This is a genomic window from Streptomyces aurantiaciflavus (assembly GCF_049808595.1).
Taxonomy (GTDB): Bacteria; Actinomycetota; Actinomycetes; order Streptomycetales; family Streptomycetaceae; genus Streptomyces.
In genome coordinates this window covers 118,100-140,786 of sequence record NZ_JBNCAQ010000004.1, presented here as the reverse complement: position 1 = coordinate 140,786, position 22,687 = coordinate 118,100, and the positions used below count along the sequence as shown (strand labels likewise).

The 22,687-nt window shown below is 73.0% G+C and carries 22 protein-coding genes; 15 read left to right on the top strand and 7 right to left on the bottom strand.

The genetic code is table 11. The annotated features are described in order from the left end of the window. Window positions 1–134 precede the first annotated feature (134 nt). From ACPT94_RS05620 to ACPT94_RS05600, 5 genes are all read left to right on the top strand, one after another. Entirely contained in the window at window positions 135–2,504 is a 2,370-nt protein-coding gene (locus tag ACPT94_RS05620; RefSeq protein WP_425245253.1) for a peptidoglycan binding domain-containing protein, read from the top strand. Window positions 2,505–2,629: 125 nt separating this feature from the next. Continuing rightward, window positions 2,630–3,565 (top strand): ABC transporter ATP-binding protein, encoded by a 936-nt coding sequence (locus ACPT94_RS05615; protein ID WP_360336177.1) that lies wholly within the window; start codon window positions 2,630–2,632, stop codon window positions 3,563–3,565. Beyond that, window positions 3,562–4,302 carry an ABC transporter permease gene (locus tag ACPT94_RS05610; RefSeq protein WP_425245252.1) on the top strand — a complete coding sequence of 247 codons (741 nt, stop codon included), beginning with the start codon at window positions 3,562–3,564 and terminating at the stop codon, window positions 4,300–4,302. Before ACPT94_RS05615 ends, ACPT94_RS05610 begins: the two co-directional genes overlap by 4 nt. Further along, the gene (locus ACPT94_RS05605) at window positions 4,299–5,459 is read left to right on the top strand and encodes a histidine kinase (RefSeq protein ID WP_360336173.1); all 1,161 of its coding nucleotides are present in this window, start codon (window positions 4,299–4,301) and stop codon (window positions 5,457–5,459) included. The genes ACPT94_RS05610 and ACPT94_RS05605 overlap by 4 nt, the downstream gene beginning before the upstream one ends. Next, window positions 5,456–6,070, top strand: coding sequence for a response regulator (locus ACPT94_RS05600; protein ID WP_425245251.1), 615 nt, complete (start codon window positions 5,456–5,458; stop codon window positions 6,068–6,070). The genes ACPT94_RS05605 and ACPT94_RS05600 overlap by 4 nt, the downstream gene beginning before the upstream one ends. Before the next feature lie 33 nt (window positions 6,071–6,103). On the opposite strand, the gene ACPT94_RS05595 is transcribed toward ACPT94_RS05600, so the two are convergent. Together ACPT94_RS05595 and ACPT94_RS05590 are read right to left on the bottom strand one after the other, a co-directional pair. Beyond that, entirely contained in the window at window positions 6,104–6,937 is an 834-nt protein-coding gene (locus tag ACPT94_RS05595; RefSeq protein ID WP_425245250.1) for a transglutaminase family protein, read from the bottom strand. Continuing rightward, window positions 6,934–8,004: a GNAT family N-acetyltransferase gene (locus ACPT94_RS05590; RefSeq protein WP_425245326.1), complete on the bottom strand. Its 1,071-nt coding sequence runs from the start codon at window positions 8,002–8,004 to the stop codon at window positions 6,934–6,936. Before ACPT94_RS05590 ends, ACPT94_RS05595 begins: the two co-directional genes overlap by 4 nt. A gap of 140 nt (window positions 8,005–8,144) precedes the next feature. Here ACPT94_RS05590 and fdxA point away from each other — a divergent pair, with 140 nt between their 5' ends. Then, window positions 8,145–8,465: a ferredoxin gene (fdxA, locus tag ACPT94_RS05585; RefSeq protein WP_003998156.1), complete on the top strand. Its 321-nt coding sequence runs from the start codon at window positions 8,145–8,147 to the stop codon at window positions 8,463–8,465. 125 nt (window positions 8,466–8,590) lie between these two features. Next, a complete protein-coding gene (locus tag ACPT94_RS05580) occupies window positions 8,591–9,739 on the top strand; it encodes a bifunctional succinyldiaminopimelate transaminase/glutamate-prephenate aminotransferase (RefSeq protein WP_425245249.1) in 1,149 nt (382 codons plus the stop codon). Between the two features lie 115 nt (window positions 9,740–9,854). Here ACPT94_RS05580 and ACPT94_RS05575 read toward each other — a convergent pair whose 3' ends face one another. Both ACPT94_RS05575 and ACPT94_RS05570 read right to left on the bottom strand, forming a co-directional pair. Next, complete coding sequence (locus ACPT94_RS05575; RefSeq protein WP_360336165.1) at window positions 9,855–10,196, bottom strand: ATP-binding protein; 342 nt, start codon at window positions 10,194–10,196, stop codon at window positions 9,855–9,857. Window positions 10,197–10,484: 288 nt separating this feature from the next. Continuing rightward, entirely contained in the window at window positions 10,485–11,483 is a 999-nt protein-coding gene (locus ACPT94_RS05570; protein WP_425245248.1) for a VldE C-terminal domain-containing protein, read from the bottom strand. A 94-nt stretch (window positions 11,484–11,577) separates the two neighbouring features. Between ACPT94_RS05570 and dapE the strand changes: the two genes are divergently transcribed. After that, a complete protein-coding gene (dapE, locus tag ACPT94_RS05565) occupies window positions 11,578–12,657 on the top strand; it encodes a succinyl-diaminopimelate desuccinylase (protein ID WP_360336161.1) in 1,080 nt (359 codons plus the stop codon). A gap of 104 nt (window positions 12,658–12,761) precedes the next feature. Then, window positions 12,762–13,520 (top strand): LOG family protein, encoded by a 759-nt coding sequence (locus ACPT94_RS05560; RefSeq protein ID WP_360336159.1) that lies wholly within the window; start codon window positions 12,762–12,764, stop codon window positions 13,518–13,520. A 141-nt stretch (window positions 13,521–13,661) separates the two neighbouring features. Here the strand turns inward: ACPT94_RS05560 and folP are convergent, their stop codons facing one another. Further along, a complete protein-coding gene (gene folP, locus ACPT94_RS05555; protein WP_360336157.1) occupies window positions 13,662–14,522 on the bottom strand; it encodes a dihydropteroate synthase in 861 nt (286 codons plus the stop codon). A gap of 125 nt (window positions 14,523–14,647) precedes the next feature. Here folP and ACPT94_RS05550 point away from each other — a divergent pair, with 125 nt between their 5' ends. Continuing rightward, complete coding sequence (locus ACPT94_RS05550; RefSeq protein WP_360336155.1) at window positions 14,648–15,013, top strand: DivIVA domain-containing protein; 366 nt, start codon at window positions 14,648–14,650, stop codon at window positions 15,011–15,013. Further along, the gene (locus ACPT94_RS05545; RefSeq protein WP_425245247.1) at window positions 15,010–15,597 is read left to right on the top strand and encodes a DNA-3-methyladenine glycosylase I; all 588 of its coding nucleotides are present in this window, start codon (window positions 15,010–15,012) and stop codon (window positions 15,595–15,597) included. The genes ACPT94_RS05550 and ACPT94_RS05545 overlap by 4 nt, the downstream gene beginning before the upstream one ends. A gap of 299 nt (window positions 15,598–15,896) precedes the next feature. On the opposite strand, the gene chcB is transcribed toward ACPT94_RS05545, so the two are convergent. Then, window positions 15,897–16,700: a 2-cyclohexenylcarbonyl CoA isomerase gene (chcB, locus tag ACPT94_RS05540; protein ID WP_425245246.1), complete on the bottom strand. Its 804-nt coding sequence runs from the start codon at window positions 16,698–16,700 to the stop codon at window positions 15,897–15,899. A 363-nt stretch (window positions 16,701–17,063) separates the two neighbouring features. Between chcB and ACPT94_RS05535 the strand changes: the two genes are divergently transcribed. After that, window positions 17,064–17,231, top strand: a complete 168-nt coding sequence (locus tag ACPT94_RS05535; RefSeq protein WP_003966491.1) for a DUF3117 domain-containing protein — start codon at window positions 17,064–17,066, stop codon at window positions 17,229–17,231. 67 nt (window positions 17,232–17,298) lie between these two features. Here ACPT94_RS05535 and ACPT94_RS05530 read toward each other — a convergent pair whose 3' ends face one another. Continuing rightward, window positions 17,299–17,997, bottom strand: coding sequence for an O-methyltransferase (locus ACPT94_RS05530; RefSeq protein ID WP_360336286.1), 699 nt, complete (start codon window positions 17,995–17,997; stop codon window positions 17,299–17,301). 235 nt (window positions 17,998–18,232) lie between these two features. Here ACPT94_RS05530 and sigE point away from each other — a divergent pair, with 235 nt between their 5' ends. From sigE to ACPT94_RS05515, 3 genes are all read left to right on the top strand, one after another. Beyond that, window positions 18,233–18,943 carry an RNA polymerase sigma factor SigE gene (sigE, locus tag ACPT94_RS05525; protein ID WP_360336284.1) on the top strand — a complete coding sequence of 237 codons (711 nt, stop codon included), beginning with the start codon at window positions 18,233–18,235 and terminating at the stop codon, window positions 18,941–18,943. After that, window positions 18,940–19,899 (top strand): anti-sigma factor family protein, encoded by a 960-nt coding sequence (locus tag ACPT94_RS05520; protein ID WP_425245245.1) that lies wholly within the window; start codon window positions 18,940–18,942, stop codon window positions 19,897–19,899. Before sigE ends, ACPT94_RS05520 begins: the two co-directional genes overlap by 4 nt. 1,029 nt (window positions 19,900–20,928) lie before the next feature. Continuing rightward, a complete protein-coding gene (locus tag ACPT94_RS05515) occupies window positions 20,929–22,518 on the top strand; it encodes a S1C family serine protease (protein WP_425245325.1) in 1,590 nt (529 codons plus the stop codon). Window positions 22,519–22,687: the final 169 nt, after the last annotated feature.

Genomic DNA, 22,687 nt, shown 5'->3' with positions numbered 1-22,687 from the left:
CGGGCGTGCGAGTCCGGTGTGGGTTTCCCCGGCGGTCGTGGGATACGCGCCAGAAGTGGCCAGTATGGTGGTGCGCGCCGCCGAGCTGCCCGTGAGGTCGTGGCGGGCGGCGGAGCCAACCTGGAGAACCTGCCTTGAGTCGTGAAACTGACAGTCCGTCCTCCGGTCCGAACGGGCGCGGCGGAGCCGCATACCCCTCGGGCACGCCGCCGTACGGCACCCCCGTGGTGTCCGACGGCGGTGCGGACACGGGCCGTTCGGCCGTGCAGCCGGAGGAACGCAAGACCACCGAGACGACGCTGACGACCCGGATCCGGATCAACATCCCCGGGTCGCGGCCCATTCCGCCGGTCGTCGTGCGCAAGCCCGTCGCGGAGGCGGAGGGCGCGGGCGAGGACGGCGGCGCCGACGCGCGGGCCGCTGGCCCCGCCACGGGAACGCGCGCCCCGAAGGCCTCCGGACCGGCCGGCGGCGGGAGTTCCGCTCCCTCCGCGGGAACCGCCGAGGCACCGGCCGAACCGGCGCCGCCCGCCGGGGAGAAGACGAGCGACTGGTTCGCACCGCGCAAGTCCGGGCCCGCCAAGGGCGGTCAGGGCGGCGGCTCCGCCAACGGGGCGCCGACGGCGGGCGGTTCGGCCGCGGGCCCCGCGACGGGTGCCGGCGCCGCTTCGGGTGCCGCCGCCAACGGCGGTGCGCGTCCGGCCGGTTCGGGTTCCGGTGCGCCCGGTGGCGCACGTCCGGGAACCGGGCGGCCCGGCGGTGTCGTCGGCTCCATGAGCGCGCCGGGCGCCACCCGCCCCGGCGGCACGAACGGCGCCGGGCTCCCCGGCGCCACCGGCGGTCCCGTGGCTCCGGGACACGGCGGCGGCACCGGCTCCTTCGACGTGACCGAGGCGCTCGCCGCGGGCCCCCTGGGCAACGGCGCGCGTCCGGGACAGGGCGCCGCCGAGCCGCGCCGCGACGACCTGCCGTACTTCACGGACAACGACGGCGGCCGCGGCGGCTACCACGGGACCAACGGCCAGGGCGGCGCCCCGGGCGGTCCCGGCGCCCCGGGCGGCCCCAGCGACTTCAACGGGCCGGACGGCCCCGGCCGCCGCGGTGGCCGGGGCGGGCCGCAGGGCCCCGCCGGTCCGACCACCGGCCCGGTCACCGGCGACGGCCCGATGGTGCCGCCGATGAACGGCTCGGCCCCCGGCGCGCCCGCCGGTGCCGTGGGCGCGCCGCACGCGCCCGGTGGCCCCGGCGCCCCCGCCGGTTTCGGCGGCCCCGGCACCGGTCGCCTCCCCGGCGGCGGTCTCAGCGACGACACCGCGATCCTCACCCCGCAGAAGCCGGCCCCCGAGCCCGCCGCCGGCGGCTACGGCCGGCACGACAACGTCTCCGGACAGACCGTCACCAGCGGCATCCCGGTCGTGCCCCCGCCCGGCCAGGGCACCGGTCCCGGCGGGCCGTTCGCCCCCGGCGCGCACACCGACGGGCCGGCGCGGCAGACCCCGCCGAAGCGGCCCGAGCCGACCGCGCAGAGCACGCCCCCGGCCGCCTCGAAGAAGACGAAGAAGAAGGGCCGCAGCAAGCTGGTCCTGCTCGGCGGCTTGGTCGTCCTCGGCGGAGTCGGCGTCTACGGCGCCGGGCTGCTGATGAACCACTCCGACGTGCCCAAGGGCACCACCGTGCTCGGCGTCGACATCGGCGGCGGCACCCGCGACGACGCCGTCAAGAAGCTCGACGACGCCTTCGACGGCCGGGTGAACCAGGCACTGAAGCTGTCCGTGGACGGCACCACCGTCACCCTCAAGCCGGAGCAGTCGGGCCTGCAGTTCGACATGCAGGCCACGGTCGACGCGGCCGCCGGGAGCGACTACAACCCGGTCTCGGTGATCGGCTCGCTGTTCGGGGAACACCGCGTGGTCGAACCGGTCATGCCGGTCGACGAGGAGAAGCTCCGGGCCGCCCTGGAGACCGCCGCGGGCGGCTCCGGCTCGGCCACCGACGGCACCATCAAGTTCGAGTCCGGCAAGGCCGTCGCCGTCTACGGCAAGGCCGGCAAGGGCATCGACGCCGCGAAGGCCGAGACGGCCGTCGTGGACGCCTACCGCGCCCAGGTGGAGACCGGCACGCCCACCGAGGTCAAGGTCCCCACGACCACCAGGCAGCCGACGGTGTCCAACGCCGAGGTCGACCGGATGATGAAGGAGTTCGCCGAACCGGCGATGTCCGCCAAGGTCACCGTCGAGACCGACCCGGCGCACTCCGTCCCGATGAGCCCGAAGAACTCCCTGTGGAAGTTCCTCGGCGTCAAGGCCGTCAACGGCAAGCTCGTCGAGTACTACGACAAGGCCGCCCTGAAGGAGCTGTACGGCGGCGCCTTCGACGGCGTCCTGATCACCCGCGGCAACGGCCAGAAGACGCCCGTCACCGTGGAGGACGTCATCAGCGCCCTGCGCCCGGCCCTGACCAGCAAGACAGACCGGGTCGGGGTCATCGACACCGACCCGAGCTGACGCCGCACTTCAGCGAAGGGCACCCGGCTCCGCCGCCGGGTGCCCTTCGCGCATGACATCTGTCATACGGCACTCCGGACGCCCGACACTGCCGCCGGCCCGGCCCCCGCGGCGATGATCGACGCATGACGACGACACCACCGGTGGTCGAGTTCGACCAGGTGAGCAAGGGTTTCGGAGACGTACGGGCGGTGGACGGGCTCAGCCTCGCACTGCACCCGGGGGAGACCGTGGCGCTGCTCGGGCCCAACGGGGCCGGCAAGTCGACCACCCTCGACCTCCTCCTCGGCCTCAAGTACGCCGACAACGGCACGGTCCGCGTGTTCGGCACCAGCCCGCGCGAGGCGATCGTCGCCGGGCGGGTGGGCGCGATGCTGCAGAGCGGCGGCCTGATGGACGAGGTCACCGTCGCCGAACTGGTCCGCCTCGCCTGCGAGCTGCACCCGCGGCCGTACCGGCCCGCCGACGTGCTGGCCCGCGCGGGCGTCACCCAGATCGCCGACCGCAAGGTCGACAAGCTCTCCGGCGGCCAGGCCCAGCGCGTCCGCTTCGCCCTCGCCACCGCCGGCGACAGCGACCTGATCGTCCTGGACGAGCCCACCACCGGCATGGACGTCACCACCCGCCGGGCGTTCTGGGCCACCATGCGCGAACAGGCCGACCAGGGCCGCACGGTCCTCTTCGCCACCCACTACCTGGAAGAGGCCGACGCGATCGCCGACCGCGTCCTCGTCCTGCACCGCGGCCGTCTGCTCGCCGACGGCACGGCCGCCGAGATCAAGGCGAAGGCCGGTGCGCGCCGTATCTCCTTCGACCTGGACGGCGAGATCGACGAGCCGGCCCTGCGCGCCCTGCCCTTCCTCACCACGCTGACCGTGTCCAAGAGCGGCTCCGCCGCGGGGTCCGGCCAGACCGTCCGCATCCAGTCCGGCGACGCCGACGCCACCGTGCACGCCGTCTACGCCCTCGGCCTCTACCCCCGCAACCTCGAGGTCACCGGCCTCGGCCTGGAGCAGGCCTTCGTCACCCTCACCGCCGCCGAGGAGGCACGCACGTCATGAACGGCATGATCAAACTGGAGCTCACCCGCGCCCTGCGCAACCGCAAGTTCCTGTTCTTCTCGGTGATCTACCCCTCGGTGCTGTTCCTGCTCATCGCGGGCAGCGCCGACGGCACCTCGAAGGTCGACGGCACCGGCCTGACCCTGCCGACCTACATGATGGTCTCCATGGCCTCCTTCGGCGCCCTCACGGCCGTCCTGATGGGCAACAGCGAGCGCATCGCCAAGGAACGGCAGAGCGGCTGGGTACGGCAGCTGCGGCTGACCCCGCTGCCCGGCCGCGGCTACGTCCTCGCCAAGACCGCCAGCGCCGCCGTCGTCAGCCTGCCGTCCATCGTCGTCGTCTTCGCCGTCGCCGCCGCCGTGAAGGACGTTCGGCTGGACGCCTGGCAGTGGCTCGCGCTCACCGGCGCGATCTGGGCCGGCAGCCTCGTCTTCGCCGCCCTCGGGGTCGCGATCGGCTACCTCGCCAACGGGGACGCGGTCCGCCCGATCACCATGATCACCTACTTCGGCCTGTCGATCCTCGGCGGCCTGTGGATGCCGACGACGACCTTCCCCACCTGGCTGCAGGACATCGCGAAGTGGGTGCCCACACACGCGTACGCTGCCCTGGGACAGGCCATCGAGCAGAACCAGGCGCCGCACGCCAAGGACATCGCCGTCCTCGTCGTCTTCTTCGCCCTGTTCACCGGCGGCGCGGCCTGGCTGTACCGGAAGGACACGCTGAAGGCGTGAGCGGCATCGGCATCGGGCAGCGCCCGGAGAACCGCAAGCAGCGGATCGTGAAGTCCCTGTGGACCGGCATCTGGCTGGTGTACCTGAGCGCGCCCGTCACCGACCTGCTCCACGGCGGTCACAGCACGGGCGCCCGGGTCCTCGGCTGGATCGGCCTGGCCGCCTTCGTCGGCTGGTACATGGTGCTGGTCTTCCGCACCGGCCGCGGCGAGCACAACAACCTGGTGCTCGGCTCCCTCGGGGTCCTCGCGGCCCAGTCCACCCTCCTCGCCCTCACCCTGGGCCGCGAGTGGCTCGTCCTCTTCGTCTACGTCTCGATCGCGTCCGGCGCGGCGCTGCCCCTGCGCCTCGCCCGCTGGACCATCCCGGCCACGTCCGCCCTGATGGCGGCGCTCGCGTTCGCGGTGCCGGGCGGCAAGGCCTACCTGGCCGGACTCCTCATCCCGGCGCTGCTGGGCGGCTTCGCCATGACCGGCGTACGCGAACTCGTCCGCACGACCATCGCCCTGCGCGAGGCCCGCGCCACCGTCGCCCAGCTCGCCGCCAACGAGGAGCGCCTCCGCCTCGCCCGCGACCTGCACGACCTGCTGGGCCACTCGCTGTCCCTGATCACCCTGAAGAGCGAGCTCGCCGGCCGTATGCTCCCCGACCACCCCGACAAGGCGGCCCGGCAGGTCGCCGACATCGAACAGGTCAGCCGCCAGGCCCTCGTCGACGTCCGCGAGGCCGTCACCGGCTACCGCCGCCCCCGCCTCACCGCCGAACTCGCCGGCGCCCGTGCCGCCCTGACCGCGGCCGGCATCACCGCCGACATCCCCGCCGAACCCGACCTCGCCGGAGTCTGCGAGGACAGCGAGTCCGCGCTCGCCTGGGCCCTTCGCGAGGCGATCACCAACGTCGTACGGCACAGCGGCGCCCGCCGCTGCACGGTGGAACTGCTGCGCCGCCAGACCCTCGACGGCCCCGTCCTCGAACTCGCCGTCGAGGACAACGGCTCCGGCGCCCCGGGCCAGGGCCACGGCAACGGCCTCACCGGGCTCACCGAGCGCCTGGAGAAGGCGGGCGGCGTCCTGGACGCGGGCAGCACCCGGCAGGGCTTCCGCCTGGTCGCCCGCGTCCCGGCGGGCTCTTCGCCGGACGTAGGATCCCGGCCATGAGTGGCACGATCAAGGTTCTCCTGGCCGAGGACCAGTCGATGGTCCGTGAGGCGCTCGCCGCCCTGCTCGGCCTCGAGGACGACATCGAGGTGGTCGCCCAGGTGGCCCGCGGCGACGAGGTCCTCGCGGCCGCGCGGACCCACGGCGTCGACGTGGCCCTCCTCGACATCGAGATGCCGGGCGCGACGGGCATCGAGGCGGCGGCCCTGCTCCACAGAGAGATCCCGGGGGTGAAGCTGGTCGTCCTCACCACCTTCGGCCGCCCCGGCTACCTCCGCAGCGCCATGGAGGCCGGCGCCGACGCCTTCCTCGTCAAGGACGCCCCCGCCGCCCAGCTCGCCGACGCCATCCGCAAGGTCCTGCGGGGCGAACGGGTCATCGACCCCACCCTCGCGGCAACGGCCCTGGCCGAGGGCGCGAACCCGCTGACGGAGCGGGAGCGGGAGATCCTGAAGGCAGCGGCGGACGGCTCCACGAACGCGGAACTGGCGACGGCGCTCCACCTCTCCCAGGGCACGGTCCGCAACTACCTGTCGACGGCGATCCAGAAACTGGCGGTACGGAACCGGGCGGAGGCGGTACGGGTGGCAAGGGAGAAAGGCTGGCTGTAGCCGCCCCCGGGCTCCCGTGGACGCCGTACGACCTCAGTTGAGCCTCGCCCGCGCGGCGGACGCCTGCTCCCGCACCCGCTCGGCCGCCCCCTCGTCCACGGCCCCCAGGATCTCCGCGTACGCCTCCAACTCCACCGCCCCCTCGACGAAGTCCCCCCGCTGCACCAGCACCTGCGCCCGCTCGTAGCGCAGCCGGGCCGGATGAGAAGGCAGCAACAGCGACAACTCCACCGCCCACAGGGCGACATCCGACCGCTCCGGCCGTGCAGCGGCCCAGGCCCGGACGTTGTTCAGGATCCGCAGCACGACGTCCAACGGCTCCGCCGGCACCAGCATCGACGGATCCAGCGGAGCGCCCGTCGCCCCCGCGACCAGCAACTCCGCATCACGCCCCGTCAGCACCCGCCCCCCGTCGAACGGATCGACCAGCACCTGCTGATCCGGAGGACCGAACCCCACCACGAAGTGCCCCGGCAGGGCGACCCCGTACACCGGCGCCCCCGCCCTCCGGGCGACCTCCATCCACACCACGGAGAGCAGGATCGGCAACCCGCGCCGACGCCGCAGCACCTCGTGCAGCAGCGAGGACTCCAACCGCTGGTAGTCCGCGGCGGAGCCATGGAACCCGTACCGCTCACCGAGCAGCTCCCGCAGCGCCACCGCCCACGACCGCGGCCCGCCGGGCCGGAACGGCACCTGCCCCGCCAGCAGGTCCAGCTCGACCTGCGCCGCGTCGAGCCCGGCCTCGTCGAGCGTCCCGTCGGCCTCCGCGCCCACCAGCAGGCACAGCGCGGCCAGGTCGGGCCGCTCGGCCCGCGCCTCCTCGGCGAACCGCCGCCGCACCTCGGCGGGCTCGAACCCGGTCACGGCGCACCAGCCTCCGGTTCCCGGTAGTGGTGGTACGAGTGGTGTGCGCCGAAGCCCAGCCCGGCGTACAGCGCCCGCGCTCCCTCGTTGTCCTCCTCGACCTGCAGCCAGGCAGCGGAGGCCCCTTCCTCCAGCGCCCGCCGCGCCAGCGCGGCCATCACCACCGTCGCCAGTCCCCGCCGCCGCTGCCCCGGATCCACCTCGATCGCCGCGAACCCGGCCCACCGCCCGTCCACGACACACCGCCCGATGGCGGCCGGCGCCGCGCCCGCCACGCCCGGCACGGACGCGAACCACACCGACGGCCCTCCCCCGCTCTCGGCTTCGTTCGAGCGGTTCGCGCGGGAGGGACCCCCGTGCGCGGGGGATGCCGACCCCAGCACCTGCAACGCCACGTCGCTCACCCCCTTGCGCTGATACCGCGCCAGCCACGCCTCGTCGGCGGCGCGGGCGAGCACCACACCCTCAGCCTCCGCCCGGTCGGCGACCGGCGCCAGTGCCCCGATCCACAGCTCGGCGGTCACCTCCCGTATCCAGCCGCGCCGCTCCAGCTCGGCGCACAGCAGCTCCTGGGTGCCCTCCGCCCCGGTCGCGGTCTGCACATAGGCGGGCAGCCCGCGCTCGCCGTACCAGCGCCGTACGGCGTCCAGGGCCGCGTCGAGCGGCAGACCGGGGTCGCCGAGGGGGAGGACGGAGTTCGCGCGGCGGGTGAATCCGGCGGCGGCCCGCAGCTCCCACTCGCCGAGCCGCTCGCTCTCGACGGGCCGCCAGGCCCGCGAGGCGACCCGCGCGAGTTCCTCGTACGAGGCGGCCGGCCCCCGGCGGCGCGCCGGAGCGGCCGGGACGACCTTCCCGGCGACCAGCGAGGCCTCGTCGATCCGGACGCTCTCGCCGCTCTTCCGTGTGATCACCAGCACACCGGCGTCCCATGATGTGAGAACACCCACCGTGTCGGTGAATTTCCCCTCCGTGACTCCAGGTTCGCTCAAGCGCCGTACGGAGACACGTTTGCCCACGTCAGCAGCGGTGATTCGGACCTCGAGGCGTCCAGCGGCCGAGATTTCCACAGGTCGGTCCACCCCTCCTGTTCGGATCATGCCCAAGAACGGAGATACTAGGGGCGGGCATCGACGACGCCGCGCTCCCGCGCGCCAGGCGGCGGAGCCTGAGGAGGCCCGCCAGCGCCCTATCGAGGAGGAACGACAGCGTGACCTACGTCATCGCGCAGCCTTGTGTCGACGTCAAGGACAAGGCGTGCATCGAGGAGTGCCCGGTCGACTGCATCTACGAGGGCTCCCGGTCCTTGTACATCCACCCGGACGAATGCGTCGACTGTGGTGCCTGTGAGCCGGTCTGCCCGGTCGAGGCGATCTTCTACGAGGACGACGTGCCGGAGGAGTGGAAGGACTACTACAAGGCGAACGTCGAGTTCTTCGACGAGCTGGGCTCGCCCGGCGGCGCCAGCAAGCTGGGGCTGATCGAGCGTGACCACCCCTTCGTCGCCGCGCTGCCGCCGCAGGCCGAGTAACCACGCAAGCGGCCCGCGTCACCGCGCCGCCTCGGTCCCGTACGGCCTGATCGCCCTTGATCGCCGTACGGGACCGAGGCGTTTGCGGTACGAGCCGCCGTACCGACGAAAGTGAGCCAGTAACCGTGTCCGCAGTCTCCGACCGCCCGCCCGTCGCCCGCCACCACCCTTCCAAGGAGTCGCTGCGCGACCGCCTTCCCACTTTCCCGTGGGACAAGCTGGAGCCGTACAAGAAGACGGCCGCCGCGCACCCGGACGGCATCGTCGACCTCTCCGTCGGCACCCCCGTCGACCCGGTCCCCGAGCTGATCCAGAAAGCGCTGATCGACGCGGCGGACTCCCCGGGCTACCCGACGGTCTGGGGCACCCCCGCGCTGCGCGACGCGATCACCGGCTGGCTGGAGCGCCGCCTGGGCGCCCGTGAGGTCACCCACCGCCACGTCCTGCCGATCGTCGGCTCCAAGGAACTCGTCGCCTGGCTCCCCACCCAGCTGGGCCTCGGCCCCGGCGACAAGGTCGCCCACCCACGCCTGGCCTACCCCACCTACGAGGTCGGCGCCCGCCTGGCCCGCGCGGACCACGAGGTCTACGACGACCCGACGACCCTGGACCCGACGAACCTCAGGCTCCTCTGGCTGAACTCCCCGTCCAACCCCACGGGCAAGGTGCTGTCGAAGGCCGAGCTGACGAGGATCGTGGCCTGGGCGCGGGAGCACGGCGTGCTGCTCTTCTCCGACGAGTGCTACCTCGAACTGGGCTGGGAGGCCGACCCCGTCTCGGTCCTCCACCCGGACGTCAACGGCGGCTCCTACGAGGGCATCGTCGCGGTCCACTCCCTCTCGAAGCGCTCGAACCTGGCCGGCTACCGCGCGGCCTTCCTCGCCGGCGACCCGGCCGTCCTGGCCCCTCTCCTGGAGATCCGCAAGCACGGCGGCATGATGACGTCCGCGCCGACGCAGGCGGCGGTGGTGGCCGCCCTCGGCGACGACGAGCACGTCCGCGTCCAGCGCGAACGCTACGCGGCCCGCCGCGCCCTGCTCCGCGAGGCCCTGGTGCACCACGGCTTCCGCATCGAACACAGCGAAGCCAGCCTCTACCTCTGGGCCACCAGGGACGAGTCCTGCTGGGACACGGTCGCCCACCTCTCCGACCTCGGCATCCTGGTCGCCCCCGGCGACTTCTACGGCCCGGCGGGCGAGAACTTCGTACGCGTGGCACTGACGGCGACGGACGAGCGAGTGAAGGCGGCGGTGGAGCGCCTCAGGAGCCGCTAGCCGCCCGCAGCGCCGCGCACCGGGAGACCGGCCCCGGCCGCTGCCGACGCAGGCCGGCACAACGCGACGGGGCCCAGGGAAGCACCCTGGGCCCCGTCGCCGTTCAAGCCGCTGCTCAGCCGAGCGGCAGCGTCTTCCCGGTCTTGGTCAGCGAGTCCGTCGACACCCCGTTCTTCTTCGCGGTCGACTCGGCGTCACGGAGCACACCGCCGGCGGCGCCCGCCGTCTGCTTCACGGCCTTGTCGCCGGTCTTGTCCACGGTCGGCACCGCCTGCTTGACCGTGTCGACCGTGTCGCCGACGTTCGTCCCGTCCGCGGCGGTCACACCGCCGAGGTCCGGGGTGGTGGGCAGGGCGGGCGCCGCACTGGCGGAGCCGGCCGCACCGACCCCGGCAGCCGCTCCCGCAGCGACGAGCAGCGCGGCACGGGCGATCCTGCGGGACAGGGGGAGGGACATGATGCTCCTTCGACGGGTGGAACAGTCGTTGAACGTCCGGGCTCGGACGCAGTGACTACCGCTCGAAGCCCGCGAAGGTTGCGGACGGCCAACGTAAAGAGTTGGCAATACGTCGCATTATCGGCTGCGGATGAAAGGGGGCGAAAAGCCCCCGACGTGAAGGCCCGCCAAACCCCCGGAGCCCTTTGTTCTCAACGGTTTCGGCGGATACGGGGGTGAGGGCGCGAAAACCTGACCGCACGGCATCCCAGGCCCGCCGGACATAACTCGTGAGGGTGAGGACCCGTACTACCGCGCGGTGACGATCCGTACGGCGCTCGTACCGGAACCGGCCGTCGAACCCGAGGTCCCGGCGGCCTCCGTCCCGCCCGTCCTGGTCGCCCGCCACTTGCTGTCGGTGTTCCCGGCGACCCACTCCCGGCCGCCGTACGTGACCCGCTCGATGTGCAGGGCCGAGGCGTTGGCCACCGCCCAGTGGGCGAGCTGCCAGCCACGCTCGCTGATGCCGCGCCCGGCGGCGGTCTCGTCGGTCACGGGCAGCGTCACGGTCCGCCCACTGGTCTCGGCGGCGGGCACGTCCGCCGCCGCGGAGGGCGTGGCGGCCGCCTCCTCGACCTGCGCGCCCGCCTGTTCGAGCGCGCCCCGCCCGAAGTCCCGGACGAGCGCCGCGCGCACCGCGTCCGGACCGGTGGCCGTCGCGGTCTGCGGGCGCCCTTCGCAGGTCAGCGTGGCCGCCGAGGCGCCGGTGAGCGCGGCGGCCAGCAGTGTGGCGTCCGGCTCGTGCTTGGCGTACGCCTCCGGGTAACCGCTGCGCTGCACGCGCTGCGCGGCGACGGTGAGCGGCAGTTCGGTGTAGTCGCGCACCTTGGCGAGGTGCTCGTAGAAGATGTTGGCCGCGTAGGCGGGGTCGGTGACCTCCCGTGCGGTGCCCCAGCCCTGCGAGGGCCGCTGCTGGAACAGGCCGAGCGAGTCCCGGTCGCCGTGGTCGAGGTTGCGCAGCGCCGACTCCTGCAGCGCGGTCGCCAGCGCGATGGTCACGGCTCGTTCGGGCATGCCCCGGTTGGTGCCGACGGCCGCGATCGTGGCCGCGTTCACCGCCTGCTCCGGCGAGAACTCGTACGTCGTTCCCCCGCCCTCGGAGGAAACGACTCTGCACCCCGGATCGCCCGCGCCGCCGGTGACGTACTGGACCACGACATAACCCGCGACGGCGGACAGGACCACACAGGCCGCCCCGAAACGGAGGAGGCGGCCGCGGCGCTTGGGGGAGGGTGTCGGCTCTGGCACGCGTACAAGGTACTGGAGAGTAGGGAGGCTGGGGAGGTGAGATGCGAACGGTGGGGCCAGCGCGACGCGCAGTCGGCGCGTTAGGGTCGACGGCATGGCCGAGACCCCGCTTGACCTCACGCTGGATGCCGCTCTGCTCACCGCGCAGCTCGTCGACTTCCCCTCCGAGAGCGGCACCGAGAAGCCGCTCGCGGACGCGATCGAGACCGCCCTGCGCGCCCTGCCGCACCTGACGGTGGACCGCTACGGCAACAACGTGATCGCCCGCACCCGGCTGGGCCGGCCGGAGCGGGTGATCCTCGCCGGCCACATCGACACGGTCCCGATCGCCGAGAACGTCCCCTCCCGGCTCGACGAGGACGGTGTGCTCTGGGGCTGCGGCACCTGCGACATGAAGGCGGGCGTCGCGGTGCAACTGCGCATCGCGGCGACGGTCCCGGCCCCGAACAGGGACCTGACCTTCGTCTTCTACGACAACGAGGAGGTCGCCGCCGACCTCAACGGCCTCAAGCACGTGGCCGAGGCGCACCCGGACTGGCTGCGGGGGGACTTCGCGGTCCTGCTGGAGCCCTCCGACGGCCAGGTGGAGGGCGGCTGCCAGGGCACCCTGCGGGTCCTGCTGAAGACGAAGGGCGAGCGGGCGCACTCGGCGCGCGGCTGGATGGGCTCCAACGCGATCCACACGGCGGCCCCGATCCTGGCCCGCCTCGCCGCGTACGAGCCGCGCTACCCGGTCATCGACGGCCTCGAGTACCGCGAGGGCCTCAACGCGGTGGGCATCAGCGGCGGCGTGGCCGGCAACGTCATCCCCGACGAGTGCGTCGTCACGGTCAACTTCCGCTACGCGCCGGACCGCAGCCCCGAGGAGGCCGTCGCCCATGTCCGCGAGGTCTTCGCCGACTGCGGGGTCGAGGAGTTCGTCGTCGACGACCACAGCGGCGCGGCCCTGCCCGGCCTGTCCCACCCGGCCGCCGCGGCCTTCATCGAGGCGGTGGGCGGCACCCCGCAGCCCAAGTACGGCTGGACGGACGTCTCCCGCTTCTCGGCACTCGGCATTCCCGCGGTCAACTACGGCCCCGGCAACCCCCACTTGGCGCACAAGCGGGACGAGCGCGTGGAGACGGCCAAGGTCCTGGCGGGGGAGGAGCGGCTGCGGGCGTGGCTCACGGCGTGAGGGACCCCCGTCGGCGCTTCATGGCGGACACGCCGACGTCCCCCGCCCGTAACCCGCGTAGATCTAGGCTGAGGTGGAACAACCCGCAAGTGGAGGGAGCTCATATGGCTACCGGCAACCCCGAGGGCAAGAAGCAGCCACCGGAGGAACAGCGCCTGGGACCGGTCCTCCGAAGGCGGGATCAGGTGCAGCCGAGCACCACGGACCAGCGACTGCTGGACGAACGCGCCCCCTCCGACTGGGTCCACACGGACCCCTGGCGGGTCCTGCGCATCCAGTCGGAGTTCATCGAAGGCTTCGGCACGCTCGCCGAACTCCCGCCCGCGATCAGCGTGTTCGGCTCGGCCCGGACACCGGAGGACTCACCCGAGTACGACGCCGGCGTGCGGCTCGGCCGCGCCCTGGTCGACGCCGGCTGGGCGGTCATCACGGGGGGCGGCCCCGGCGCGATGGAGGCGGCCAACAAGGGCGCCAGCGAGGCGGGCGGCATCTCGGTGGGACTGGGCATCGAACTGCCCTTCGAGCAGGGGCTGAACCCCTACGTCGACATCGGCCTGAACTTCCGTTACTTCTTCGTCCGCAAGATGATGTTCGTGAAGTACGCGCAGGGCTTCGTGGTCCTGCCCGGCGGCCTCGGCACCCTGGACGAGCTCTTCGAGGCCCTCACCCTCGTCCAGACCCAGAAGGTCACCCGCTTCCCCATCGTCCTGTTCGGCACGGAGTACTGGGGCGGCCTGATCGACTGGCTGCAGAACACCCTGATCGCCCAGGGCAAGGCGTCCGAGAAGGACCTCCTCCTCTTCCACGTCACGGACGACGTGCAGGAGGCGGTGGCGCTGGTGTCCAAGGAGGCCGGGCGGTAGAGGTTGCCGGTCGGCGGACCGGCCTGTCCGGAGGTGCCCCTCTGAGGGAGTTCGCGGACGAGGCCCGTGCAGGGCCGACGCGGGCGTCCGGGGGCGGCAGCCCCGGAGGACGAGAAGGGCAGGGGCGGCGGGGGCGGGAAACTACGCCAGCCCCCGCCGCGCCACCGCCGGAGGCCGATGCCCCGCGATCGACGCGACCATGTCCACCACCTGCCGCGTCTCCGCGACCTCGTGCACCCGGTACACCTGAGCCCCCAGCCACGCCGACACCGCCGTCGTCGCGAGCGTCCCCACCACCCGCTCCTTCACCGGCCGGTCCAGCGTCTCCCCCACGAAGTCCTTGTTGGACAGGGAGACCAGCACCGGCCACCCCGTCTCCACCATCTCCCCGAGCCGCCGGGTCGCCTCCAGGCTGTGCCGGGTGTTCTTGTTGAAGTCGTGCCCGGGGTCGATGAGGATCGACTCCCTCGGCACACCCAGCCCCGCCGCCCGCTCGGCGAGCCCGACGGTCACCCGCAGGATGTCGGCCATGACGTCGTCGTACGTCACCCGGTGCGGACGGGTCCGCGGCTGCGCACCCCCGGCATGGGTGCACACCAGCCCCACCCCGTACCGCGCGGCGACCTCCGCCAGCCGCGGGTCGACGCCGCCCCACGCGTCGTTCAGCAGATCCGCGCCCGCCTCGCAGACGGCCTCCCCGACCTCCGCCCGCCAGGTGTCCACGCTGATGACCACGTCCGGGAAGCGCCGTCGCACCTCGGCGACGAAGCCGACCGTCCGTCGCGCCTCCTCCTCGGCGGTCACCTCCTCGCCCGGCCCGGCCTTGACCCCGCCGATGTCGACGATCGCGGCGCCCTCCGCCACCGCCTGCTCCACCCGCGCCAGCGCCGGCTCGTCACGGAAGGTCGCACCCTGGTCGTAGAAGGAGTCCGGGGTCCGGTTCACGATCGCCATGATCACCGGCTCGTGCGCGCCGAACTCCCGCCTGCCCAGCCTGAGCATCCCCTGTGACCTCTCCTAGTACGTCTTGGACATCCGCCGCCTGCGACCCTAACGGTCACACCCGCATGGCACGATCGGACCCTGACACATTCGACACCGAGCACAGCGAGCGTGGGGACCCACCGATGGTTATGTTCTTGTTCCTGGTCGTCGCGCTCGCCGTCGTGGTCGCCGCGGTGACACTCGCCGTGGTGGGCGGCGGCGAGGGCACCGGCCCGCTGCCCGACGTCGCCCCGGAGCGGCTGCACGACCCGCTGCCCCCGGACCGCCCCCTCAACCGGTCCGACGTCGACCGCCTCCGCTTCCCGCTCGCCCCCCGCGGCTACCGCATGGCGGACGTCGACGACGCCCTCAACCGCCTCGGCGCCGAACTCGCCGAACGCGACGCCCGTATCGCCGAACTGGAGTCCGCCCTGGCCGGTGCCCAGCCCCACGAGGCCCACCAGCCCCACATCTCCATGGAGAAGCCCGAGCAGGGGGAGCAGCGGTGAGCGACGGCACCGCCCTCGCCGGACCGGACGGCGCGCTGCGCTGCCCCTGGGCCCTGTCCACGCCGGACTACGTGACCTACCACGACGAGGAGTGGGGCCGCCCGGTCCACGGCGACGACGCGCTGTACGAACGCCTCAGCCTGGAGGCCTTCCAGTCCGGCCTGTCCTGGATCACCATCCTGCGCCGCCGCCCCGGCTTCCGCGCCGCCTTCGCCGACTTCAAGATCGCCTCGGTCGCCGCCTTCACCGACGAGGACCGGGCCCGCCTCCTCGCCGACCCGGGCATCATCCGCAACCGTGCCAAGATCGACGCCACCCTCGCCAACGCGCGCGTGCTGGCCGAGTGGACCCCGGGCGAACTCGACGACCTGATCTGGTCCCACGCCCCAGACCCGGCCGGACGCCCGGTCCCGAAGAGCCTGGCCGACGTCCCGGCGGTCACGCCCGAGTCGACGGCCCTGTCGAAGGCGCTGAAGAAGCGCGGGCTGCGCTTCGTGGGACCGACGACGGCGTACGCGCTGATGCAGGCGTGCGGGCTGGTGGACGATCACCTGGAGACCTGCGTGTCGAGACACGCCGCCTAGTGCCGCGGCAGGCAACGTTTGCCCGGTGAGGAGCGGCGTCCGGTGCGTGCTCTCGGTGTGCCGGCCGGAAGCCCTCGTACTGGATGTACTTGGGCTTTCGGCCGGTGCGGCGAGAGGGCGTGCCGGGCGTCGCGACGGGGCGAACGTTGCCTGTCGCGGCACTAGTTTCCAGGGGACGCGGGCCGTAGCAGTCTGCGGCTCCACCGAGACGGGGGTCCCCCGCTCCAGCGGAGCCGAGAGTGGGGGAGCGACCGGCGACGACGGTCCCGCGACCCCCGACGACTCCCGAGGCCCCGGACTCAGCGGCCCAGGTACTTCGGCTTCTCCTTGTTCACGAACGCCTGCACCGCGATCGCGTGGTCCTCGGACTGGCCCGCCCGCGTCTGCAGCTCGTCCTCCTTCTCCAGCGTCTCGGCCAGCGAGTGGGAGAAGCCGTACGACACAGCCTCCTTCAGCGCCGCGTACGCCACCGTCGGCCCCTCGGCCAACGCCCGCGCGACCTTCTCGGCCTCGGCCCGCAGCTCGGCGGAGGGAACGACCCGGTTGGCGATGCCCAGCTCGTACGCCTCCTGCGCCTTGACGCTGCGCGGGAAGAGCAGCAGGTCGGTGGCCCGGCCGGGGCCGACCACGCGCGGCAGGGTCCAGGAGACGCCGGAGTCGGCGGTCAGCGCCACGCCCGCGAACGACGTGTTGAAGGCCGCCGTGTCCGCCACGATCCGGTAGTCCGCGGCGAGCGCGAAACCGAAGCCCGCCCCGGCCGCGACCCCGTTCACCGCGGCGACGACCGGCTTGGGCGCCTCCGTCAGCGCCCGCACGATCGGGTTGTAGTGCTCCCGGACGGTGGTCATGGTCTGCCCCGAGCCGGTCTCCCGGTCGGCGGCCAGCAGTCCGATGTGCTCCTTGAGGTCCTGGCCGACGCAGAAGGCCCGGTCGCCGGCGGCGGTCAGCAGCACCGCGCGCACGGCCGTGTCCTCCGCCGCCGAGCGCACCGCCTCCCGCAGGGCGACCTTGGTCGCGATGTTCAGCGCGTTCATCGCCTCCGGGCGGTTCAGGGTGATCGTCGCGAGCCCGTCGCTCACCTCGTAGAGCACGGTGTCGGCCATGGGGTGTCCCCTCCGGTGTCGCGGCTGCGGCGTACTGACCAGTACGCCTGTCTCCGAAGGACAGCATGAAGGACGGGGACCGCGCAGCACGTGTGACCTGCGTCAAAGAATTCGGGACGATTTCCGGTCGGGGGAAGTCCGTGCGGATGCGAAGTATCGCAGTCACATCGCCGAATTGAGTGGTTTTGCTCGGGCGCGTTGCCCAAGCGATGCCAACCGATGTTGGTCATCGGGTCCTGAGATGCGGGATAATGGCCTGGAAGCAATGTGTTCGATGCCGGTGTCGCGTGTCCCTCGGGCCGCGCGTGCCCTTCACGGGCCGTCGGCTTTGACGATGAGCTGGTTTCAGGAAGGGGAACGAGCATGGCGGCCATGAAGCCGCGGACGGGCGACGGCCCGCTCGAGGTGACCAAGGAGGGGCGGGGCATCGTCATGCGCGTTCCGCTCGAAGGCGGCGGTCGGCTCGTCGTCGAGCTGACCCCGGACGAGGCCGACGCGCTCGGCGACGCCCTCAAGAAGGTCGTCGGCTGACGCAAGCGACCATACCCTTTCAGCCGCCCCGGCATCCTCTTCGGACGCCGGGGCGGCTGTTTCGCGGTCAGCGCTTGACCGCGCAGAGCAGCCCGTCCCCCACCGGAAGCAGCGACGGCACCAGCTCCTGGCTCTCCCGCACCGCCCGCAGCAGTTCGCGGATCCTTATGACCTCGGTGGGCTGTGGACCGGAGTCGATCGTGCGGCCGTTGGCGAAGACCCCCTCGAACACCACCAGGCCCCCGGGGCGCAGAAGCCGCAACGATTCAGCGAGGTAGTCCATGACCTCGAGGCGGTCGCCGTCGCAGAAGACGAGGTCGTAGCCGGCGTCCGCGAGGCGGGGCAGGACGTCGAGGGCGCGGCCGGGGATGAAACGGGCCCGGTTGCTGGCGAAGCCGCAGGCGCGGAAGGCCTGCCGGGCGAACTGCTGGTGCTCCGGCTCGGGGTCGACGGTCGTCAGAACACCGTCGGGGCGCATCCCGTACAACAGGTGGATCCCGGAGACGCCGGTGCCGGTACCGATCTCCGCGACCGCCTTCGCGTCCACGGTGGCGGCGAGCAGACGCAGTGCGGCGCCCGTGCTGGGCGACACCGAGCGCAGCCCTGCCTCACGGGCCCGGTCGCGGGCCCAGCGCAGCGCTTCGTCCTCGGCGACATAGGCGTCGGCGAACGCCCAGCTCGTCTGCCGGTTGCCGGTAATGACCCTCTCCTGTCCCCATGGTTGCCTGGGCGTGACTGTATCCGTTGCCGCCGGGAACCCGCAGATGGGACCGGTCGTTTGAAGGGGTGGGAAAGACGACGGGGGGACACAGTTGGATCACGACGAGGGACGAGACGTCGAGCAAGTGCTGACGCAGCCGCATGAGCCGTGTCAGCACAGATCAAATTCTCGTAAAACCGCTTATCCGGAGCTAACGGGCGAGGTGGCTATGGTAGGGGCTCCACTGGACACCACCAGAGCCGACAGGGGAGGTGCGGCTGCGCCTGTGGGCCGGGGAGGAGTGCTACGGCGCTTCCTCGGGTCGGCAGGCAAGCCGAAATCCGTGAACGACACCGCTGACCACAGCCACGCCGCCGGCCTCGCCGCCGGCCCTGCCCAGACCGCGACCTTCTCCACCGACGCGGACGGGCAGGCGTGGACTCCGCCCACGTGGGAGGAGATCGTCAGCATGCACAGCGGCCGGGTCTACCGGCTCGCCTACCGTCTCACCGGCAACCAGCACGACGCCGAGGACCTCACCCAGGAGGTCTTCGTCCGCGTCTTCCGCTCCCTGTCGACCTACACCCCGGGCACCTTCGAGGGCTGGCTGCACCGCATCACCACCAACCTCTTCCTGGACATGGTCCGCCGCAAGCAGCGCATCCGCTTCGACGCGCTCGGTGAGGACGCCGCCGAGCGGCTGGCCAGCAAGGAGCCCACCCCGCAGCAGGTCTTCAACGACGCCCACTTCGACGCGGACGTCCAGCAGGCCCTCGACACCCTGGCGCCCGAGTTCCGCGCCGCGGTCGTCCTGTGCGACATCGAAGGACTGTCGTACGAGGAGATCGCCGCGACCCTCGGCGTCAAGCTCGGCACGGTCCGTTCGCGGATCCACCGCGGCAGGTCGCAGCTGCGCAAGGCGCTCGCGCACCGCTCGCCCGAGGCGCGCGCGGAGCGGCGTTCCTTCGTGGCCCGCGTACCCGCTCTGGGGGGAGGGGGCGCGACCGCGTGAGTGGATCCCGTCCTACCCCGGCAGAGCAGCACCTCGGCGACCGACTGTCCGCCCTCGTGGACGGCGAACTCGGTCATGACACGCGCGAGCGCGTCCTGGCGCACGTGGCGACCTGTCCCAAATGCAAGGCGGAGGTCGACGCGCAGCGCCGGCTGAAGAACGTCGTCGCGGAAGTGGCCCCACCCGCCCCCTCCGAGAGTTTCCTGGCCCGTCTCCAAGGGCTCCCCGCAGGAGGTGACACGGACGGCGGCGGTATGCCGCCCGGGGGAGGAATCGACGACCGCTTCGGCTCCCGCCCCGGATCGTCCGGAGTCTTCGGAGTGAGACGGGACGAGCCGTTCGAATTCGGCTACGTCCCCGCGCGGGATCACGGCTCCGTGCTCACGCCCTCCGCGGACCGCGGTTTCCGTATCCACCCCGTCGGCCGTGGCGACGCCGAGCGCTCCCGCAGCCTGCGGTTCGCCTTCGTCGCCGCCGGCGCGGTCTCGCTGGCCGCGATCGCCCTGGGCGGAGTGAACGCCGGGGCCCCGGTCGACACGGACGCCCGCGGCGGCTCCGGCAGCAATGTGACCCCGGCCCGCAGCCAGGGCACCGGCACCAGCACGGCCCCCGACAGCCAGCGCCGCCGTACCACCGGGCCGCTGCTCGCCCAGAGCGGCCAGCTGCTCAGCGAGACACCGGTCGCCCCGACCCAGGTGTCCGCGCCGCTGCTGCCCGGAGTGCCGGCCCCCGCCGCGGGGCAGACCGACCAGGCCCTGCACGGGCTCACCACACCCGTGGTGGCCGGCGCCGCCGCCATGTCCCCGCTGATACGTCCGCTGGGCACGACCCCGCCGATCGCCCTGACCTCCTGGATCACCGCCCCCGAGGTCACGGCGCCCGGCCTGTTCGCCGCACCCGTCCCCCACACCACCTCCGCTCCCAGCACCTCTGCCTCTCCGCAGAACGCCCGCTGACCCGGTCCCTGCGCCGGTGCGCCGCGAACCTGGTTGAATCCTGGGAGGACCGCGCCCGAGCCCGGCGGCCGGGCGCGGGCGCGGAGTTCGACGAGCTGCGGCCCCCCGCCGACGAGCCATGCCGCGACGGGGCCCGAGTGCGGGGAGAGCATGAACGAGGGGAAGCCCACGAAGGCGAAGTGGTGGAGCCGGCCTCGACCGCAGAGCCCTGGCGGGCAGGAGAGCGGCCGGGAGAACACCGAGGGCGACTTCGAACTGGCGCGGCCGGTCGGGGCGGCGGTGGAGGAGAACGCGGCTGCCGGGCCGGTCGTCGCGGCCGAGGGCGGCCGTGACGACGGCGACTACGAGCTGAGCCGACCGGTGAGCGAGGGTTCGCCGGAGGCGGAGGCGAAGGTCCCGGCGGAGACCGAGCCCGAGCCGGCGGTGGGCGCCTCGGCCTCCGCCGGGTCCGCCCACCTCGCGGCGGCGGATGAGGTGTCGCAGCCAGTGGCTGCGGGTGAGCCGGTGTCGGCGCAGGGCGCTGTCGAGGTGGCGCGGTCGGTCGCCGCACATGATGTCGTCGACCCTGTGGCGGGCGTTGATGCGGTGTCCCGGCAGGGGCATGTGGAGGCCACTCGGCCGGTTGCCGCGACTGAGCACGTCGAGCCCGCGGCGGCCGACGCACCGTCGTTCGCGCCGGATGCCGCCGAGTCGGTCGAGTCCGTTCCGACGGGGGAGGCCCCGGAGCCGGCGGCCGAATCCGTGCCCGGGGGCGAGGCCCCCGAACCTGTCAGGCTGCCGCCGAGCACAGAAGAACGTCCCAAGCCCCTGCACGACCCCGACCCCTACAGCACCCCGCCGTACGGCGAGCCGGGCCCGTGGGCGCCCGCACCGCCCGTGCAGCACCCGGCGGCGGCCGCGGCGGCCCAGGGCGCTGCCCCACCCATGCCTGCCCTGCCCACACCCGTCCCTGGCTCGCCTGTCCCCGGCTCGCCTGTCCCCGGCTCGCCTGTCCCCGGTACGTCCGCGCCCGCCGTGCCCGTCCCCGGCATGCCTGTCCCCGGCGAGTTCACTCCCGCCGCTCCCATCCCTGGCACGCCTGCCGCGGGCGCCCTCACTCCCGCCGCTCCTGTCCCTGCGCCCGGCGCGACGGCTTCTGTGCCTGCCGTACCCGTCCCCGGTACGCCTGCCCCCGGTGAGTTCGCCCCCGCCGCTCCTGTCCCTGCGCCCGGCGCGACCGCCTCTGCGCCGGCCGTACCCGTCCCCGGCACGCCCGCCCCCGGCACTGCCACCGCCGCCCCGCCCGCTCCCACCCCCACCGCGCCCGACCCCGCGTCCGCGGCGGCCGTCTCTCCCCCCGGCGTGGGCATACCGTCCGGGCCCTCGGGCCCCGGTGGAGCACCTGCGCCGATCGCCTCCGTCCCCGGAGCCCCGGCCGCCCCCACCGACCCCTGGCACCGCTACGACCCCTGGGCCGCCCCCGCCGGTCCCCTCCAGCAGACCGGGGCTGCCGTGCTCACGGAGGGGCAGCGGCGCAGGCGGGTGCGGAAGAAGCTTGTCGGGGGAGCCATGGCCCTTGCCCTTGTGTCCGGGGTGTTCGGCGGGGTCGTGGGCGTGTACCTGGAGCGCAACGGCGGGCTGGACGGCGTGGAGCTGCCGCAGGCCTCCGCGGAGCCCGCCGGGCGGCCCGCCGACAGCGTGGCCGGGATCGCCGCCCGCGCCCTGCCCAGCGTCGTCACCCTGCATGTCAGCGGCACCGAGGAGTCGGGGACGGGAACCGGCTTCGTGCTCGACTCGCTCGGCCACATCCTGACCAACAACCACGTCGTCGAGCCCGCCGGATCCGACGGCGAGATAACGATCGTCTTCAACGGGGGCCAGACCGCCAAGGCCGAGGTCGTCGGCGGGGACAGCGGTTACGACCTCGCCGTCGTCAAGGTGACCGGCGTGAAGGGGCTGAAGCCCCTGTACCTCGGCAACTCCGACAACGTCCGGGTGGGCGACCCGGTCGTCGCCATCGGCGCCCCCTTCGACCTGGAGGGCACCGTCACCTCCGGGATCATCAGCGCCAAGGAGCGGCCCATCACGGCCGGCGGCGAGAGCGGCGACGGCAGCGACATGTCGTACGTCGACGCGCTGCAGACCGACGCGCCCATCAACCCCGGCAACTCCGGCGGCCCTCTCCTCGACGCGCAGGGCCATGTCATCGGCATCAACTCCGCGATCCGCTCCGCCGCCGACGGCACCGACTCCGACAGCGGCCAGGCCGGCTCGATCGGCCTGGGCTTCGCCATCCCGATCAACCAGGGCAAGCGGGTCGCCGAGGAGCTGATCAACACCGGTAAGGCGACCCACCCGGTCATCGGTGTCACCCTCGACATGGACTACTCCGGCGACGGCGCCCGCGTCGGCGCCAAGGGCAGCGACGGCGGATCCCCGGTCACCCCGGGCGGCCCCGGCGACCGGGCCGGCATCCAGGCCGGCGACGTCATCACCGAGGTCGACGGCCGGCCCGTCCACTCCGGCGAGGAACTGATCGTCAGGACCCGCGCCCACCGCCCCGGCGACCGCCTGGAGCTGACGATCCAGCGCGACGGGAAGAAGCGCACCCTCTCCCTGGTGCTCGGGTCCTCCGATTGACAGAAACCTCACAGGCCAGGACCCGAATCGTGGCCCCACAAGGCAAACAACGCGAAAAACAGGTCGCCCGTACGCACTCGGACACCTCGGGACGGTACCGGTCGGACAGGTGCGACAGGTACCGTGGACCCGGCCCGGACCACGGAAGACCCGAACTGACCACCGAGGG